Source organism: Phyllobacterium phragmitis (assembly GCF_002980495.1).
Lineage (GTDB): Bacteria > Pseudomonadota > Alphaproteobacteria > Rhizobiales > Rhizobiaceae > Paramesorhizobium > Paramesorhizobium phragmitis.
The window spans coordinates 214489-231891 of sequence record NZ_PVBR01000005.1 but is presented as its reverse complement, the minus strand read 5'-3'; the positions used below and the strand labels follow the sequence as shown (position 1 = coordinate 231891).

At 60.0% G+C, this 17403-nt stretch carries 16 protein-coding genes; 1 reads left to right on the top strand and 15 read right to left on the bottom strand.

The annotated features are described in order from the left end of the window. Nucleotides 1-202 precede the first annotated feature (202 nt). From C5748_RS09000 to ybgC, 14 genes are all read right to left on the bottom strand, one after another. Nucleotides 203-544, bottom strand: coding sequence for an SRPBCC family protein (locus C5748_RS09000; RefSeq protein WP_105741594.1), 342 nt, complete (start codon nucleotides 542-544; stop codon nucleotides 203-205). Continuing rightward, the gene (locus C5748_RS08995) at nucleotides 541-855 is read right to left on the bottom strand and encodes an ArsR/SmtB family transcription factor (protein WP_105741593.1); all 315 of its coding nucleotides are present in this window, start codon (nucleotides 853-855) and stop codon (nucleotides 541-543) included. The genes C5748_RS09000 and C5748_RS08995 overlap by 4 nt, the downstream gene beginning before the upstream one ends. A gap of 129 nt (nucleotides 856-984) precedes the next feature. After that, nucleotides 985-1878, bottom strand: a complete 894-nt coding sequence (locus C5748_RS08990) for an outer membrane protein (RefSeq protein ID WP_105741592.1) — start codon at nucleotides 1876-1878, stop codon at nucleotides 985-987. A gap of 189 nt (nucleotides 1879-2067) precedes the next feature. Then, nucleotides 2068-2925, bottom strand: coding sequence for an outer membrane protein (locus C5748_RS08985; RefSeq protein ID WP_105741591.1), 858 nt, complete (start codon nucleotides 2923-2925; stop codon nucleotides 2068-2070). Nucleotides 2926-3158: 233 nt separating this feature from the next. Continuing rightward, nucleotides 3159-4511: a phosphoglucosamine mutase gene (glmM, locus tag C5748_RS08980; protein WP_105741590.1), complete on the bottom strand. Its 1353-nt coding sequence runs from the start codon at nucleotides 4509-4511 to the stop codon at nucleotides 3159-3161. 340 nt (nucleotides 4512-4851) lie between these two features. After that, nucleotides 4852-6783: an ATP-dependent zinc metalloprotease FtsH gene (gene ftsH, locus C5748_RS08975; protein ID WP_105741589.1), complete on the bottom strand. Its 1932-nt coding sequence runs from the start codon at nucleotides 6781-6783 to the stop codon at nucleotides 4852-4854. A gap of 128 nt (nucleotides 6784-6911) precedes the next feature. After that, the gene (gene tilS, locus C5748_RS08970; protein ID WP_105741588.1) at nucleotides 6912-8354 is read right to left on the bottom strand and encodes a tRNA lysidine(34) synthetase TilS; all 1443 of its coding nucleotides are present in this window, start codon (nucleotides 8352-8354) and stop codon (nucleotides 6912-6914) included. After that, the gene (gene ybgF, locus C5748_RS08965) at nucleotides 8329-9375 is read right to left on the bottom strand and encodes a tol-pal system protein YbgF (RefSeq protein ID WP_245428905.1); all 1047 of its coding nucleotides are present in this window, start codon (nucleotides 9373-9375) and stop codon (nucleotides 8329-8331) included. Before ybgF ends, tilS begins: the two co-directional genes overlap by 26 nt. A 272-nt stretch (nucleotides 9376-9647) precedes the next feature. Then, a complete protein-coding gene (gene pal / locus C5748_RS08960; protein ID WP_105741586.1) occupies nucleotides 9648-10154 on the bottom strand; it encodes a peptidoglycan-associated lipoprotein Pal in 507 nt (168 codons plus the stop codon). 214 nt (nucleotides 10155-10368) lie between these two features. After that, nucleotides 10369-11682 carry a Tol-Pal system beta propeller repeat protein TolB gene (gene tolB / locus C5748_RS08955; RefSeq protein WP_105741585.1) on the bottom strand — a complete coding sequence of 438 codons (1314 nt, stop codon included), beginning with the start codon at nucleotides 11680-11682 and terminating at the stop codon, nucleotides 10369-10371. A gap of 55 nt (nucleotides 11683-11737) precedes the next feature. Then, a complete protein-coding gene (locus C5748_RS08950; protein WP_105741584.1) occupies nucleotides 11738-12802 on the bottom strand; it encodes a cell envelope integrity TolA family protein in 1065 nt (354 codons plus the stop codon). 7 nt (nucleotides 12803-12809) lie between these two features. After that, nucleotides 12810-13256 (bottom strand): protein TolR, encoded by a 447-nt coding sequence (tolR, locus tag C5748_RS08945; RefSeq protein ID WP_105741583.1) that lies wholly within the window; start codon nucleotides 13254-13256, stop codon nucleotides 12810-12812. A 30-nt stretch (nucleotides 13257-13286) separates the two neighbouring features. Next, nucleotides 13287-14000, bottom strand: a complete 714-nt coding sequence (gene tolQ / locus C5748_RS08940) for a protein TolQ (RefSeq protein ID WP_105741582.1) — start codon at nucleotides 13998-14000, stop codon at nucleotides 13287-13289. Between the two features lie 247 nt (nucleotides 14001-14247). Then, nucleotides 14248-14736 (bottom strand): tol-pal system-associated acyl-CoA thioesterase, encoded by a 489-nt coding sequence (gene ybgC, locus C5748_RS08935; protein WP_105741581.1) that lies wholly within the window; start codon nucleotides 14734-14736, stop codon nucleotides 14248-14250. A gap of 57 nt (nucleotides 14737-14793) precedes the next feature. Here ybgC and C5748_RS08930 point away from each other — a divergent pair, with 57 nt between their 5' ends. Further along, complete coding sequence (locus C5748_RS08930; protein WP_425350227.1) at nucleotides 14794-16056, top strand: glycoside hydrolase family 5 protein; 1263 nt, start codon at nucleotides 14794-14796, stop codon at nucleotides 16054-16056. A gap of 52 nt (nucleotides 16057-16108) precedes the next feature. Here the strand turns inward: C5748_RS08930 and ruvB are convergent, their stop codons facing one another. Next, the gene (gene ruvB / locus C5748_RS08925) at nucleotides 16109-17149 is read right to left on the bottom strand and encodes a Holliday junction branch migration DNA helicase RuvB (RefSeq protein ID WP_105741699.1); all 1041 of its coding nucleotides are present in this window, start codon (nucleotides 17147-17149) and stop codon (nucleotides 16109-16111) included. Between the last annotated feature and the right edge of the window lie 254 nt (nucleotides 17150-17403).

The following is a 17403-nucleotide window of genomic DNA, read 5'->3' as shown; positions in this document are numbered from 1 at the left end:
TAGAAACAGCTTCCCACCCTGACCGTCATCCTCGGGCTTGTCCCGAGGATCTGCCGACGGATGGCCTGTCAGGACGGTAATCACTTTTCTTCTTCTTATGGCAGATTCTCGGGACAAGCCCGAGAATGACGGCAGAACAAGGGGCCCTATTCTGCCAGTGTTTCAATTAAACCATGACACCCTCTAGAAAGACCCTGCCGCGTCAGGCGGCGAGCATGAGGGGCGGACTGTTGCCGTTTGCGGCAACCATCCGAACGAGCCTCGAATCGGTCAGTTCATGGACAACCCGAAGGCACGTCCCGCCGGTATCGTTCGGGGCGACCGTGAACGTCACGGTGCTTTCGAGGAATGGCGGGGCGTCATCGCGCATCGTGTATCGAACGGCCTCGCCGGGCGTGACGGTGGTCGCTTCCGCCTCGGCCAAAGCCTCTTTCGGCAGCCAGTTTTCGCGAAACTCAGGAATGCTGATGGCGCGCCAGACCTTTTGCGGTGCCTCATCCAGGTCGAATTCCAGCTCGATGCCGTCGCTCAGTTCGTCGTTCATTGGTCCATATCCCTAAGCAAGACCTTGAGCGCTTCGATGCGCTGCGGCCAGTAGGCGCGATATTTCGCCAGCCACTGCGCGATGAGAGCCAGCCCGTCCGGATTGACTTCGTAATGCACGAACCGCCCCTGCCGCTCTTCCCGCACGAGATTGGCGCTACGCAGCACCTGTAGGTGTTGCGACATGGCCGGCTGGCTGATCTCCATGCCCTCGCGCAAGGCGCTGGCATTCATGCCGCCGCCGGCCAGCTTCTCGAAGATCGCGCGGCGGGTCGGGTCAGCCAAAGCTTTGAAAATATCATTCTCGATCATGGATAACAGATAAGCATACACTTATGCGATTCGCAAGCCTGCTTCTGACCGAGCTAAAAAGAAAAACCGCTCGCAACATCCCTGTTGCAAGCGGTTCCGTATTTCAACCCGGTCCGTTGACCGGGCTTCTTATTTGTAAACCGGCGCCGGACCTTGATCGTAAACCGGCAGCGGTTCCGGCTGATAGACCGCCGATTGCGGGCCGCCGAACTCGTAGCGCAGGCCGACACGGACCTGGTGCACCGAGAAGCCGTCATCGTAGCCCTGCGGTCCCGTTGCGCCGGCGGCCTGATCGAACGCATCCCAGCCAAAGGCCTTGCCGCCCCTGACGTGCGAATAGCGATAGCCGAAGTCGAGCTTGGTATTCCTCGTGATATCGACCGATGCACCGGCCATCAGCGCCCAGGTGAAGCGCGTCGATGTCAGCCCGCCATGATCCGCTTCATAGCTGTTGCCGCATATGGAGGGATCGTAGCAGAAGGCCCGGTTTTTCAGCGTGCCGTATTTGACGCGCGTGAAGCCGAGACCGCCGCCGATATAGGGCGTGATTTTGCCGAAAGTGACGAGGTCGACATAGGCGTTGGCCATCATCTCCCATGCGGTTATCTTCGACGTATCATCGAAGAAGAGCACATCGCTGAATTCTGTCGAGCCGTAAACGTCGCGCTTCCAGAAGCCAAGCGTCGCATCCGCCCGCAGATACCGGTTGAAGCGATAACCGGCGCCAACGCTGAAATCCGTATTGCCGCGCAATTCGATCGTGTCGTAGTCGCGTTCGGTAATGATGCCGCTGTCAAGCACACGATAGTGCCCGTCGGTCTCGGAATTGAAGCTGTGGCCGACATCGCCACGCAGATACCATCCGGATGCGACCGCAACGGGAGCGGGCTCCACGATGACCGGGACAGCTTCGGGCTGCGCATAGACCGGGCCGTAATCGGCGGCGAAAGCCGCGCTTGCCATGGGCCCCGCCATGAACGCACCGGACAATGCAGCCATCAAAATACGCTTGTTGCTCGTCATGTAGAATCCCCACGGAACGTTGCAAAATCGCTTTTGCCGTCATTCTCCCGATCATTAACCAAAAATCTTAAGCAGCCGTTAAGTATACATGCGCCCCAGGCAAATAAGCCGAGAAATCCATCCGGATCTTCATACGCGAAGAAAAAAGCCCGAACGAGTCGGGCTGCTGGAGATTTGGAAATGTCAGGGTTATTTGTAAACGGGCAGTGGTTCCGGCGCATAGGCGACGGCGGACGGTCCGCCGAACTGGTAGCGCAGGCCGAGGCGGACATCGTGCAGCGACAGGCCGTCATCATAGCCCTTGCCGACAAAATCACTGCCGGCGAACATGTTGCCGCCTTCGACCCGGCGATAGCGGTAACCGGCATCGAGCTTGAGGTTTTGCGCCAGATCGATGGAGACGCCTGCCATGAGTGCCCAGGTGAAGCGCCAGCTCGCCGCGCCATCATGGTGCTCCGTGCCGCTCTGATCGAAATCGCCGCCGATGGTATTTTCCAAGGCCGACCATTTGACCCGCGTGCCGCCGATACCGGCACCGACATAAGGCGTGAAGCCGTTGAAATTGCCGAGATCGACATAGGCGTTGGCAAGGATCGACAAGGCCGAGAGCTTGCTGCTGTCGTTCGACGTACAAGCGAATTCCGCACCGCCTGATGTGCAGGTGCCAACGGTGCTTCCGGAGAATTTGGAGCGGGTCAGATAATCCGCGGTCAGGTCGGTACGAAAATAATCCGTCACCTGATAGCCGATGCCGCCGCCAATGAGGAACGATCCCTTCAGATCGCCATCCAGTTGGTTCTCGCCAATGCCGCTGCCGCATTCGTCGCAGCCGAAGGTGGCATAAGAGGCATCGCGAAACTTGGCCCAGGAATAGCCGACATCGCCACGCAGATACCAGCCGCCGATGGAAGGCGGAACCACGACTTCAGGAACGTACGGCGCTTCGGGCATCGGCTCCATGAAATCCGCTGCGAAAGCGGACTGAGATGCCCCGGCGACGGCCAGAAGTGCCGCGCCAGCGATGAAGGATCTTATCTGATTGTGCATGGTCGCTTTCCCATCGGACTTTCTGGCGCCCGCGCGCCGTATCCCCGTTGACTTCAATTGCTAGAAATAGACAGGAAAAGTTAAGCTCAGCTTAACCCTGTTTTTTCATCATTCTTATCAAGAAAATGCCGGCTATCGCGGATATCTGGAGCATCCGCCGGGATCATGCGGGCCAAAGAAAAAGGCTCCGTTCAGGAGCCTTTTCGAAGCAAGTTGGAAGCGGAGAACACACGTCAAGCAGCGGTGCGGACACCGGAGAGCACGTTGACGATATCATTGACGACGGTCTCGACGAGATCGCGGTCGTCGCCTTCCGCCATCACGCGGATCAGCGGTTCGGTTCCCGATGGCCTGATGACCACACGTCCGGCTTTGCCGAGCCTGTCGCGGGCATCGTCGATGGCGATCTTGACGCCCTTGTCCTCGAGCGGCTTGCCACCGGTGGTGCGCACGTTCTTCAAAAGCTGCGGCACCGGCTCGAACTTGCGGCAGACCTCGCTCAGGGGCCGCTGCTGTTCCTGCATGACGGCAAGGATCTGCAATGCCGATACGAGACCGTCTCCCGTGGTCGAAAAATCGGAAAGCACGATATGGCCGGATTGCTCTCCGCCCACATTGAAGCCATGCTCCCGCATATGTTCCACGACATAGCGGTCGCCAACCTTGGTGCGCGCCAGCGTCAGCCCCATATTGCCGAGGAAGCGTTCGAGACCGAGATTGGACATGATGGTGGCGACGATACCGCCGCCGGTCAGCCTTCCCGAATTGGCCCAGGATTCGGCGATCACCGCCATGAGCTGGTCGCCATCGATGACATCGCCATCTCCATCGATCAACAGCACCCGGTCCGCATCGCCATCGAGCGCGATACCGAGATCGGCCCGCACCTCATGCACCTTCTTCTTAAGGCCAATGGGATGGGTCGAGCCGCAATCCACGTTGATATTGATGCCGTTCGGCTCGTCATTGATCGTGACCACCTCCGCACCCAACTCCCAAAGCGCCGTGGGAGCGACCTTGTAGGCTGCGCCATGCGCGCAGTCGACGACGATGCGCAGTCCGGAAAGCGACAAATTGCGCGGCAGGGTCCGCTTGGCGAATTCGATATAGCGGTAGATATCGCCATCGACACGCTTGGCCCGCCCGATCTCGCCATTGCTGGCCAGCTTGCTGCTCATATCCTCATCGATCAGCTTTTCGATTTCCAGTTCGAGTTCATCGGAAAGCTTGAAACCGTCGGGACCGAAAAGCTTGATGCCGTTATCATAATAGGGATTGTGCGAGGCGGAAATCATCACGCCGATATCGGCGCGCAAGGAACGGCATAGCATCGCCACGGCCGGCGTCGGAATAGGTCCGAGCAGGAACACATCCATGCCGGTCGCGGTGAAGCCGGCCACCAGCGCATTCTCCAGCATATAGCCGGAAAGCCGGGTATCCTTGCCGATCACGACACGGCTGCCCTGGCCGGAGCGTTTGAAGGTCAGGCCGACGGCCATGCCGACTTTCATGGCGATATCGGGCGTCATGGGGAAACTGTTGGCTTTTCCGCGGATGCCGTCCGTTCCGAAATATTTGCGACTCATGATTGTGCCTTATATGAGCTTGGCCAATTTTTGGCTATTTTATCGCAGAAATAGCAACTCTGCGCAATTTCACCTTTGTAAGCAGCCTACATCATACCGGTAATGGGTGAAAAAGATGCAAACGGAGTTATAGACCCGAAATCCTTGATCAAGGCTTTCAATCTGCTTTGCCGGCAATCTGCTTTGCCCGCCCGGTGCAACCATGGCGTATGGGAGCGCGGTGCGTCCTTTTTAGGGCGCCACGCAACGACCTCGTAACTTTTTACTGAAGGCGCATCGGCTCAAACGAAACAGCCGGACTTTCGCCCGGCTGCTGTTCGTTGGAAATATGAATCCAGTCTTATGACTGCGGCTGCGGCTCCATCCCGGTATCGGGTTCGTTGCCCTTGCGCTTCTTGGCGGCACCGGCTTTGGGGACGCTGGACCCGCGCGAGGGCGGTGTGTCGTCGCCCATATCACGCGCCGGTTTCTTGCCGGCAATCAGTGCCTTGAGCTCTTCGCCGGACAACGTCTCATATTCCAGCAGCCCTTCGGCGATGGCGATCCATTCCTTCTTCTTCTTGGTCAGGATGCCGCGAGCCTCGGTATAGGCGTTTTCGATCAGCACGCGGACCTCCGCATCGATCAGCTGCGCGGTTTCTTCCGATATGTTCTGCTGGCGGGCAACGGAGTGGCCCAGGAAGACCTCTTCCTGGTTTTCTCCATAGGCCACCTGGCCGAGCTTGTCGGAGAAGCCCCAGCGCGTCACCATGGCACGGGCAAGCTTGGTCGCCTGCTCGATATCGGAGGATGCGCCCGAGGTGATGTTCTCCTTGCCGAACTTGATCTCCTCGGCAATGCGGCCGCCCATCATGATGGCGAGCCTGGAAACCATCCACTTGTAGCTCATCGAATATTTATCGCCTTCCGGCAGCTGCATGACCATACCCAGCGCCCGGCCACGCGGGATGATGGTGGCCTTGTGTACCGGATCGGCAACGGCAACGTTCATGGCGACAACGGCATGACCGGCTTCGTGATAGGCGGTCAGCTCTTTTTCTTCCTGCGTCATGGCGCTCGACCGGCGCTCCGCGCCCATCATCACCTTGTCCTTCGCATCCTCGAATTCGAGCATGGTCACGAGGCGCTTGTTGCGCCGCGCCGCCATCAGGGCGGCCTCGTTGACGAGGTTCATCAGATCCGCACCGGAGAAACCGGGCGTACCGCGCGCCAATATCTTGAGATCGACATTGGGCGCCAGCGGCACGTTGCGCACATGAACCTTCAGAATCTTTTCGCGGCCGGCGACATCCGGGTTCGGCACGACCACCTGACGGTCGAAGCGGCCCGGACGAAGCAGCGCCGGGTCGAGCACGTCGGGACGGTTGGTCGCGGCAATGAGGATCACGCCCTCATTCGCTTCGAAACCGTCCATTTCCACGAGAAGCTGGTTCAAGGTCTGCTCGCGCTCGTCATTGCCGCCGCCGAGACCGGCGCCGCGATGACGGCCCACGGCGTCAATCTCGTCTATGAAGATAATGCAGGGTGCATTCTTCTTCGCCTGCTCGAACATGTCGCGCACACGAGAGGCACCAACGCCGACGAACATTTCGACGAAATCGGAGCCGGAGATGGTGAAGAAGGGCACGTTCGCTTCGCCTGCGACGGAGCGGGCGAGCAGCGTCTTACCTGTTCCGGGCGGGCCGACAAGCAGCACGCCACGCGGAATCTTGCCGCCGAGCCTCTGGAACTTCTGCGGATCACGCAGGAACTCGACGATTTCCTCGAGATCTTCCTTGGCTTCGTCCACACCAGCCACGTCCTGGAACGTGACGCGGCCATGCGCTTCCGTCAAAAGCTTGGCCTTCGACTTGCCGAAGCCCATCGCCCCGCGTGAACCGCCTTGCATCTGGCGCATGAAGAATATCCAGACGCCGAGGATCAGGATCATCGGCAGCCATGAAAGCAGAATGCCGATGAGCGAACTGGAGCCGTCACTTTCGGGACGCGCCGTAATAGCCACACCCTTGCCCTCGAGCCGCGAGACAAGCCCGGTATCGCCGGGAGAGTAGGTCTGGAAGGTGGTGCCATTATCTGAGTAGGACCCGCTGATCCGCTCTCCGGTAATGGTCACCGACTTGACCCGCCCGTTCGCAACATCATCGATGAACTGTGAATAGGAGATTTCGCGTGACGACGTGCGCTGCGCCGGGCTCTGGAACAGATTGAAAAGCGCAATCAGAAGAAGGGCAATAATCGCCCACAGGGCGAAGTTGCGATAATTCGGGTTCATAACGGGTCCAATCGGTCATCACATCCATTCCAGAAATACCCGGAATAGCAATTTCATCTAACATAGGATCGAAGCAAGGCCTTGCCAAGGCGGACCAGACATGTTGCAGCGATTCTTATCACTCTGGTTTACAACATATTTGGTGATCTTGGGGGCTCCGGATAAGGCCCCCGCGCGAACAGATGCGCCGCGGCATTTGCAAGCACGAGATCGTGCCCTGGCAGGACCTTGTCGAACAGGGCTATATAGCGCGTCACCGTCAGCCCGGCAGGCAGGAAGCGGTCGCCCGTCAGCGAGGGAATATCCACCATTTCTCCTCCAACACATACCCCGGGGCCCGTCAAGGCGGCGGCGCGATAAAACGTCCCGCGCTCAATCCCGCGATCCGTGCAAAACGTGTCGAATTCTGCCGCAGATGGCGGCGCGATCCGCACGCTCTCGCCGCCTGGAATATTGTTGGCGATCCGGTAGCGTCCATCCCAGGCAGCACTTTCGCCGCAAGCGAGCACCAGTTCCGGCAGTCCCCGCGCCTCACGCCAGATACGATGCCGCTTCGTCCCGAACTGGATGATACAGCCGCCGAGACCAAGTCTGGCTGATCCGCCGCCCTTCGCTGCGAGGTGGGATGCCAGACGCTCGCGCTCCGCTTCGCCAGGCAGGAATCTGCGTCCGCCGATGATGGCGACGAGGACGCCGAGTGACAGAGCAGCGACATCTTGTCCCGCATCTGCGAGCCATCCGGCGTCGACGACCGCCACTTCGCCGGGTTCGACATGTACCTTGTCGCTTTCCCCGGACAGAAAAGCCGCCGCCGCGCGACTTTGCGCCTTGCGCGCCGCCGTTCGTGCCGCGATCTCCTCGAGAGCAGCGCCGGCTTCCACCTCGCCGCTGCGGCTGCGGATGCGCGGGCGTTCGAAAGCCATGTTCTCATTGGTCGGGTCATCGAACCAGTCGATCTGCCGTTCCAACAGAAATGCGCGCAGATCCCCCCTGCGCGTGCCCAACAATGGACGCAGGAGCCAGACATGGCCATCGAGCCCATGACCGTTAAGCCCATGACCGTTAAGCAATGTCAGATTCGCCATTCCCGCCAGCCCCCGTTCGCCGCCGCGCGCCTTGCGCATCAGGAACGTCTCGATCTGGTCCTCCCGCGTGTGGCCGGTGAAGACAAATCGGGCGCTGGCATCGCGCGCCGCCTCCGTCAACAGACGATAACGGGCATCGCGCGCTGCCGCCGGAATGCCGGCGATCGGCTTCTCGCCCTCCCAGCACAGGATGCGGTGGGCAATGCCATGGCTGAGGCAAAGCTTTGCCACTGCCGCCGCTTCGTCCCTTGATTCCGGCCGCAGACCATGGTCGACGGTAGCCGCGATCAGTTGCGGCGGATCGCCCATCCCTGAGAGATAGTCCTTGAGAAGAAAAAGCAGAGCCAGCGAATCGCCGCCGCCCGAGACCGCCGCCATGACGGTACGCTCATTGCTGAAATCGATCGGCGCAAATATCCGGGCCGGATCCACCGGAGAAAAATCATCCGGGGGAAATCGATCAGCAGCGATTCTTGGTACGCTCATCCGTGACTCGATCCAGAACGGCTGGTGATGCGCTTGGATAACGCGTCGGAACCTGGGCGAGCGTGGCGCAGGCGACGTCGTGATCCTGCAACTTCGCCAGGGTCATGCCAAGCTTCAAAAGATTTTCGGCGCCACGTTTCGATTGTGGAAAATCGCGCTGCGTGTCGATGAAGACTGTCGCAGCTTCGGGATAGCGCTCCTGGCCATAGAGTGATTCTCCCAGCCAGAACCGCGCGTCGGCGGTGGAAGGATCATTGGGGAACCGGTTGATATGCTCGCGGAAAGCCGTTTCCGCCGCGCGGTAGTCACCCGCCAGAATATACTGATAGGCAAGCTGATAGAGCTCCTGCGGATTATCCGTCTCGGGGAGCGAGGCAATGGCGTTGCCGCCCTTCGGCACGATGGGCAGTGCACCGTTCGATCCCGCAGCCTCGTCCATCGTTTCGCCGATTGCATTGCCATTGGCGTCAAAGCGGATAGTACCGAGCGAACGGGGCGAGATGCCCTGGTCCGCTTTCGATGCGCTTTGCGGTTCAATGGCAATGGAATCGGCGCCGGCGGATTGTCCATTCGAAGCAGGCGCGGACACCGAAGCGGTCGAAGAGGCATCTCCCGATGCCCCAACCTTACCGGTGCCGTGGGCGGCGGAAGCCGTCGCCCTGTCCTGGCGCCCGCCCGCATCCGAACGCTTGCTCTTCTCAAGCTCCTCAAAGCGGAATTCGTTGTCCTCCTGCACCTTGCGCATCTGCTCCTGCATCTGGAGTATCTGGAAATTCAATTCCTCGACCTTGCCGGTCAGGTTGCGTATCTGCTCTTCGAGCTGGCTGACGCGCGGGTCGGCAGCCTGCGCCAACTGCACCTGACCATGCGCCGCGGAACCTTCCGCATCGGATTTCTGCGTGATCCACGCCGGCAGAAGCTTGTCTGCGAGGGTCGCGCGCGGAGCCTGCACCGGTCCGCCCTCATGACCGGCACTCGCGGCGAGTACCGGCGCTCCGACAAGCAACGGTAGCAGAGCCATGCTTAACATCAGTTTTTTCAATGGTCCGTTCATTCCTCTTTGGCCCCTTTGTCGGCCCCTATGCCGTGAGAAGAAACACCGCCACATCGGTCGGCTTGCTCATTTATGAGTCCATGCCCTATTTGAAGGCAAGCGAGTTCGGCCAAAATTTGTTGAATGGAGAGACGAAACAAAAAAGCGGCCGATAAGGCCGCTTTTCATGATCCATATGTGGCTTTTTTGCAAGTCCCGCCCGAATGCCTGCGGCAAAGGGGCGATTTTTGAGACTTGTCTCAGCTTCCCGCACCACCGAGAACGGTGACGGCGCGACGGTTCTGCGACCAGCAGGAAATATCGTCGCAAACGGCGACCGGACGCTCCTTGCCGTAGGAAATGGTGCGCATGCGGCTGGCGGGAACGCCCTGCGAGGCGAGATAGTCGCGCGTGGCGGCGGCACGGCGCTGTCCAAGCGCAAGGTTGTATTCGCGTGTACCACGCTCGTCGGCATGGCCTTCGACGGTGATCGCATAGTTCGGATAACGCGAAAGCCACTGAGCCTGCTTCGAGAGCGTCTGCTGCGCATCGGCGCGGATGACCGAGGAATCGGTATCGAAGAAAATACGGTCACCGACATTGACGGTGAAGTCCTGCGCCGAACCGGCAACAGCTCCATTCGCGCCCAACCCAAGATCACCGGCATTGTTCGGGAGATTTTTCTTGGAAGCGCATCCGGCAAGGGCAAGCGACATGAAAAGAGCAACCGCAATCGGGCTGCGTGCAATCGATTGGATACGGCGCATGAGCCGGAACTCCTTGAAATTTTAAAGTGTTGCGGTGAACAACCAGTAACCATATCGAGGTTAAGACGCACCCAAGAAACGTGGTTAATTATTTCTTGAGAACCGCTCCCGTCCCCGGCGGCCTTAGTGTCCGCAGATTAAAAAACAATGCGGCGGAAAGACGGCCAGCGGCAGGAAATCGCCGCTGTGCCGCCCGATTGTGACAGGACCGACGCTAATCGAGCAGAGGCGACCAGGCCGGATCCGAAGCAAAGTTCGGCGTCTGGATCTGGCGTTCGTTGCGCCCCGTCACATCGATCGTGAAAAGACGCGATCCGGCACCGGGAGGCTGGCGGAAGAACATCAGCACCCGGCCATTGGGCGCCCAGGTCGGCCCCTCATTGTGGAAGCCTGTGGTCAACAGCCGCTCGCCCGAACCGTCGGTCTTCATCACACCGATGGAGAACTGGCCGCCGGACTGCTTGGTGAAGGCGATCAGGTCGCCGCGCGGCGACCAGACCGGCGTCGAATAGGTGCCGTCGCCAAACGAGATGCGGCGCGGATTGGAACCGTCGGCGCCCATCACGTAGATTTGCGGACGGCCGCCGCGGTCCGACTCGAACACGATCTGTGTGCCGTCCGGCGAATAGGACGCCGAGGTATCGATCGCCGAACTGCTGGTGAGACGCGTGGTCGTGCGGCTGCGCAGATCCATCGTGTAGATATTGGCGCTGCCATTGTCCTGAAGCAGGCTCATGATGACCTTCTGCCCATCGGGAGAAAAGCGCGGTGCGATCGTCATTCCGGGAAAATTGCCGACGATCTCGCGCTGCCCGGTATCGAGTTGCAGGAGATAGACGCGCGGCCGGTCGCCGGCGAACGACATGTAGGTGATTTCCTGGCGGTTGGGCGAAAAACGCGGCGTCAGCACCAGATCGCGGCCGTCGGAGAGATAGATGACGTTGGCGCCATCCTGATCCATGATGGCGAGGCGTTTGACGCGCTTTTCCTTGGAGCCCGATTCATCGATGAAGACGATGCGCGAATCGAAATAGCCCTTCTCGCCGGTGAGACGCTCATAGATGGCGTCGGCGATGATATGCGCGATGCGGCGCCAATTATCCGGCGAGGTATAGAATTGCTGCCCGGCAAGCTGCTGCCCGGCAAATGTGTCCCACAGGCGGAATTCCGCTTTCAGCCGTCCATCCGCCTCCTTGGTGACGCGGCCCGTCACCAGCGCCTGCGCATTGATGACCTTCCAGTCCTCGAAACGCGGCGTGGCGTCGGGATTGGTGATCTTCTCGATGAATGCGCCCTTGTCGATCGGCGCGAACAGTCCGGAGCGCTCCAGGTCTGCGGCAATGATCGAGGAGATCTTGGTGCCAAGCTGGTCGCCCGATAGAAAGTCGGTGATCGCGATCGGCAGCGGCTCCACATTGCCTTTGTTGATGTCGATCTCGACGACAGCGCGGGCAGGCAGAACCGCCGCTACGCTCACCGCCATGAACACGGCAAAAGCCGAAATAAACGTCCGGATCATTGTCTTCATAATGTCGGGGACCTCGTTTGTCCTTGGCACTCGATTGGCAAAGCTGTTGAAATTGTCAAAACATTTCACTGGGGTCGAAATTGACGATCACATCGGCCCAGGCGTCATATTTGTCGCGCGGCAAATTGTAGGGGGCACAGCGGATGACTGCACGACGTGCGCTTTCCGCGGCGACCCGGCCGATGCCGGAATTCCCGCCGCCGGAAACGACCTGGGGCGAACCTTCGATATCACCTGCTTCGGTGAGCTTCATTTTCACCGTGACGCGCAGCCCCTTGGCGTCCACCGCCCCGGCAGGCACGTTCCAGCACCGGGATATCTGACCGCGCAGCGCGTCCATTTCGCTCTGGCTGAGCTTCGACCCGCCGGTCGTCTTCCGACCGCCGAGCGAGGCCTGTTCGGTCGAACGCTTCGCACCGCCGCCGGCAGCCTTTTCGCGGTTGAGAAGAGCCGTGACCTCGTCTGCAATGGCGTCTTTTTCCTCAGAGGAGTTCTTCGCCGACGATGTCGTCTTCTGCGTCTGCTCGGTCTGCTTGCGATCCGGCGTCTTGGCCGTCTGCGCCTGCGGCGGCGTCGGTTTCACATCGGGAGCGGGAACCTTGTCGGGAAGCTTGATGGTCTCGGCGTCGGGGCTTTCCGTCTGCTTTTCGATCGCCTCGGCCACGGCGTCGGGCTTGACCTCCTGCCTGGGCTCGGGCTCGGGCTGAACTTCGGTTGCCGGAACAGCGGCGGGTTCGGGCTTCGGCTCCGGCTTGGGATCGGGAAGCGGCTCCGGCTTTTCGACCGGCTTCGGCTCGGGCTTGGCGGCTTCCGCCGTCTCCACGGGTTTGGCCTTCAAGTCCGGCTTGGGCGGCGTTTTCAGATCAAGGTCGTTGTCGCCGGCGTTTTCGGCATTCTCGGTCGTTTTCGGCTTGGTTGTCGGCTTCGGCGCCGGCTTTTCCGTCAGCGCCGCCTTCTTTTCACCCTGCTGTACCTGCGTGATCGATTCGATCGGCACGACGTCCACCGGCAGCGCCTCGGCATCGGACACGTCAAAGGCCTGCGGCGACGAGAAGGAAAACAATCCCCACCCGATGACGACGGCATGCAATATAGCGGAGGATGTCAGGCCAGCCTTCATGATGGCGTCAGCTATCCTGCTCCTGGAGTGTCACAAGACCGATATTCTTGAAACCGGCCGCCGAAATCCGCGCCATGACCCGCATGACGGTACCATAGTCCGCCGTCCTGTCGCCGCGCACGAAGATGCGTTCCTCATAGCCGGTCTTGGAGATGGCCTCGAGCTTGGGCACGACTTCATCAAGGCCGATTTCGGTCTCCTGGAGATAGATCTGGCCCTTGTCATTGACCGAAACGGTGATCGGCTGCGTCTGGGCGTTCATCGCCTTCGCCTGGGTTTCGGGCAGGTCGATGGGAACACCGACGGTCAGGAGCGGTGCCGCAACCATGAAGATGATGAGCAGCACCAGCATCACGTCCACGAAAGGCGTGACGTTGATCTCGCTCATCAGCGCTTTCCTGCGGCGACGACGACGACCCGACTGCAGTCCCTGATTTCCCACCGACATGCCCATGGCATAGCTTCCTGCGTCTAGAATCTGCTGTTACGGATTGCGAGGTGCGAGCTTCTCATCGATTTGCCGCGAGAGTATGGCGGAAAATTCGTCGGCGAAGCCCTCCATGCGCGCGCTGATCTTGCCGGCATCGCCTGAAAGCTTGTTGTAGGCGATAACGGCCGGAATAGCCGCCAGAAGGCCGATCGCTGTGGCGAGCAAGGCTTCCGCAATGCCCGGCGCGACCACCGCCAGATTGGTCGATTTCGAAGCGGCGATGGCCTGGAACGAGGTCATGATGCCGACGACCGTGCCGAACAGGCCGATGAACGGCGCGGCCGAACCGATGGTGGCGAGGAAGCCGAGCCGGGCTTCCAGCTTGTCGCTCTCGCGTGCCAGTGCGACGTCCATCGCCTTGTCGATGCGCATCTGCAGGGCGATCGGGGAACGTGCGCCTTTCTCGAACGACTTCTTCCACTCGCGCATCGCCGCCATGAAGATAGCGCTCATTCCCGTCGCGCGGCGGTCGCCGAGATTGCGATAGAGCTCCTCGAGCGACTGCCCGGACCAGAACACCTGTTCGAAGCGGTCGAGCGCGCGCCGCGCCCGGCCAAAGCCGAGCGTCTTGTCGACGATGATCGCCCATGTCCAGATCGATGCGAAGAGAAGCCCGAGCATGACGAGCTTGACCACCCAGTTCGCCTGAATGAACAGGCCCCAGAGAGTGACGTCAGCGCTGGGCGCCGCAAGCGCAATGTTTTCCATAAGTCCACCATCCTCGAATCCAAACGCCCGGCTGGTCACCGGGCGGCAAGGGTCGCATTCATTGTCGCAATCGCCGCTTTTATAAGGGTCCGATAGCCCTAGTGCGGCTTCTTGCGGCTAAATTTGGTGAAAGGAAGGCGCTTTAGTAAAACGCACCTTCCCACTCAGCCCGTTCCTTCGCCATTGATGGATTGTTATGGTTAAGAATGCGTTAGGATTCCGGATAATTCTGAGAGGCCCGAAACAATCATAAGACCTTGAACAGAAATACGTCTTTCCATTCCTTCGGAAAACGGCGCGGCCTTCCCTGATTGTTTGTCAGCGCCGCTTCGACCTCCGCCTCGATCAACAAGGTGCTCTCCCTAAAAATTGCCTGCCGCATATGGATGCGAGCGCCGGAAACATCCTCCACCCGGGTTTCGATCGCCAGAACGTCGTCGATGCGCGCCGGGGCTCGAAAATCGATTTTCATGCGCCGGACGACCCAGACAAGCTGCTCGCCATGCAGCCCATCGGCCAACTCCGAATGGTGGATACCCGTCAGGCGCAGGAAATCCGTGCGACCGCGCTCGAGGAATTCGAGATAGCGGCCATGATAGACCACACCGGAAAAGTCGGTATCCGCGTAATAGACCCGCGCAAGAAGCCGATGGCCGCCATTCACCAATGTACCGGAAAGCAGCTTTTCATCCCCGGTCTTTGCATTATGATCCGCGAGCCGGTTCCGTTCGATCATCCCGCTTTCCTTTCACTGGAAGCATTCTCTAGCAACATTACTGGCGACGGGAAAGCGATGGCGCTCTTACCAATCATATTCAGGAAGTTATCGACGCTCAGGCTGGTATTGGGCCTGCTGACCGCAGCCGCATTCTGCATGCCGGCCGAGGCGGCGACATTCAAGATGAAACGCGGCGTCAATCTCGACATCTGGACAACCTGGCCGGATGAAAGCCGCTGGAGCGACGAAAGCGTGCTCCTGCCTTACCCTGAATGGCGCAAGACACTCACGCAAAATAACTTGCACGCCCTGAAGCAGGCGGGCTTCGATTTCGTCCGCATCCCCGTCGATCCCTCGCCCTTCCTTTCCGGCCAGACGGCGGCGTTTCGCGATCGCCTTTATCAAAGCGTGCTGCAGTCCGTCCGCCTGGTCAATCAGGCGGGATTGAAGGCGATCGTCGATCTTCACCTCATTCCAACCGGCGGCAACCGCGGCGCCGGAATGACCGAGGTCATGGAAGACCCCGCCGTCTTCGAGCGCTATCTCGAAATCGTCCGCACGATGGGCCGCACCCTTGCGCAGGAAGCGCCGGAGCAGGTGGCGTTCGAACTGATGAACGAGCCGGTCATCGATTGCGAACCGGAAATCTTTGCCCAATGGCCGGAGAAGCTGCGTCAGCTTTTCACCGCTGCGCGTTCCTCGGCCACGCAACTGACCCTGGTGTTATCAGGCGGCTGCTGGGCGAAGGCCGATTTTCTGGCGAGACTTGATCCAGGAGATATTCCCGATGACAACATCATCTGGACATTCCATTCCTACGAACCGTTCCTTCTGACGCATCAGGGCGCGCTATGGGCGGGAGATTTCATCCGCTACGTCACCGGCATTCCCTATCCGCCCTTCAGCGTTCCGCAGCCACAACAGCAGAAAATCCTCAATGATATCCGCCGGCGCATAGAGGAACAGGCGCCGCCGGAGCGCCAAGCCGGCATGCTCGCTTATCTCGACGAGCAATATGCGCTCATCGATACGCCGGAGAAGCTGTCCGCAATCATGCAAGCACCCTTCAAGAACGTGAAGGCCTGGGCGGAGAAATATGGCATCGACCAGGAAGATATCTTTCTCGGTGAGTTCGGCATGATCCGGCAGGAATATGAAAACCCTTACAGGATGCCCGCAAAATGGCGCGCCGCCTATCTGCGCGACGTCACCACATTGTCGGAGCGCTATGGATATGCCTGGGCAGTCTGGTCATGGGGCGGTGCATTCGGCATTACCACCGACGACAAGCGCGGCACATTGGACCCCGTCATCCTGAAAGGGCTGGGGCTGCAATAGCCTCTTCCAAGAACCTTCCGCTCGAGGAGAACCGTTCCAGCCGGATTGACGCTCAATCGTCGTCCTCAAACAGCCTTATCTGGGTCTGGGCGAGATCCGACGGCGCGGTCAGCCCGAGATGCTTCCACGCATTGACGGTCAAAACCCGCCCGCGCGGCGTGCGCTGGATGAAACCCTGCTGGATCAGATAGGGCTCGATGATATCCTCGATCGCATCGCGCGGTTCGGAAAGGCCGGCGGCGATGGTTTCGATACCCACGGGACCGCCGCCGAAATTCCTGGCGATCATGTTGAGGTAGCGCCGATCGAGCTGGTCCAAACCGATGCTGTCGACCTCGAGCCGCAACAGCGCCTCGTCGGCAATCTTGCGGTCGACGGTGTCGGCACTCGCCACCAGCGCGAAATCGCGCACCCGCCGCAACAATCGCCCGGCGATGCGCGGCGTGCCGCGCGCCCGTCGCGCGATCTCCAGCGCCCCGTCATCGGAGATGCCCAATTGCATGATGCGGGCGCCGCGCCGCACGATATGCTCCAGCTCCGGCACCGTATAGAAATTGAGCCGCACGGGAATGCCGAAGCGGTCGCGCAGCGGCGTGGTCAAAAGGCCAAGCCGGGTGGTCGCGGCGACCAGGGTGAACCGTGACAGGTCGATCTTGACCGAACGTGCCGCCGGTCCCTCGCCGATGATGAGATCGAGCTGGAAATCCTCCATCGCCGGATAGAGGATTTCCTCCACCGCCGGACTGAGCCGGTGGATCTCATCGATGAACAGCACATCGCGGTCTTCGAGATTGGTCAAAAGCGCTGCGAGATCGCCCGCCTTGGCGATCACCGGACCGGAGGTGGACCGGAAATTGACGCCCAGCTCCTTCGCCATGATCTGCGCCAGCGTCGTCTTGCCAAGCCCCGGCGGTCCGACGAAGAGCACATGGTCGAGCGCCTCGCCGCGCGTCCGCGCCGCCTCGATGAACACTTTCAGATTGGCCCGCGCCGCCGCCTGGCCGACAAAATCGTCGAGCGTCTGCGGCCGCAGCGACGTGTCGATATCCTCGCCGCGCTTATCGGGGGAAATCAGGCGGTTGGCATCGTTCATGCCGCTTTCCTCGCAAAGGCCATACCCCTCATCCGACCGCTTCGCGGCCACCTTCTCCCACAAGGGGAGAAGGAAGGAGCATTGCATTGACCTAGCTGCCAAACACCAACGTTTACGATTGGCAAATGCGTCGATGCAGCATCTCCCTTCTCCCCTTGTGGGAGAAGGTGGCCTCGCCCCCGGGTCTTGCCTCCGGCAAGCCCGAGGACAGGCTGTGCGAGGTCGGATGAGGGGTATCGGAAACCCCGACGGAT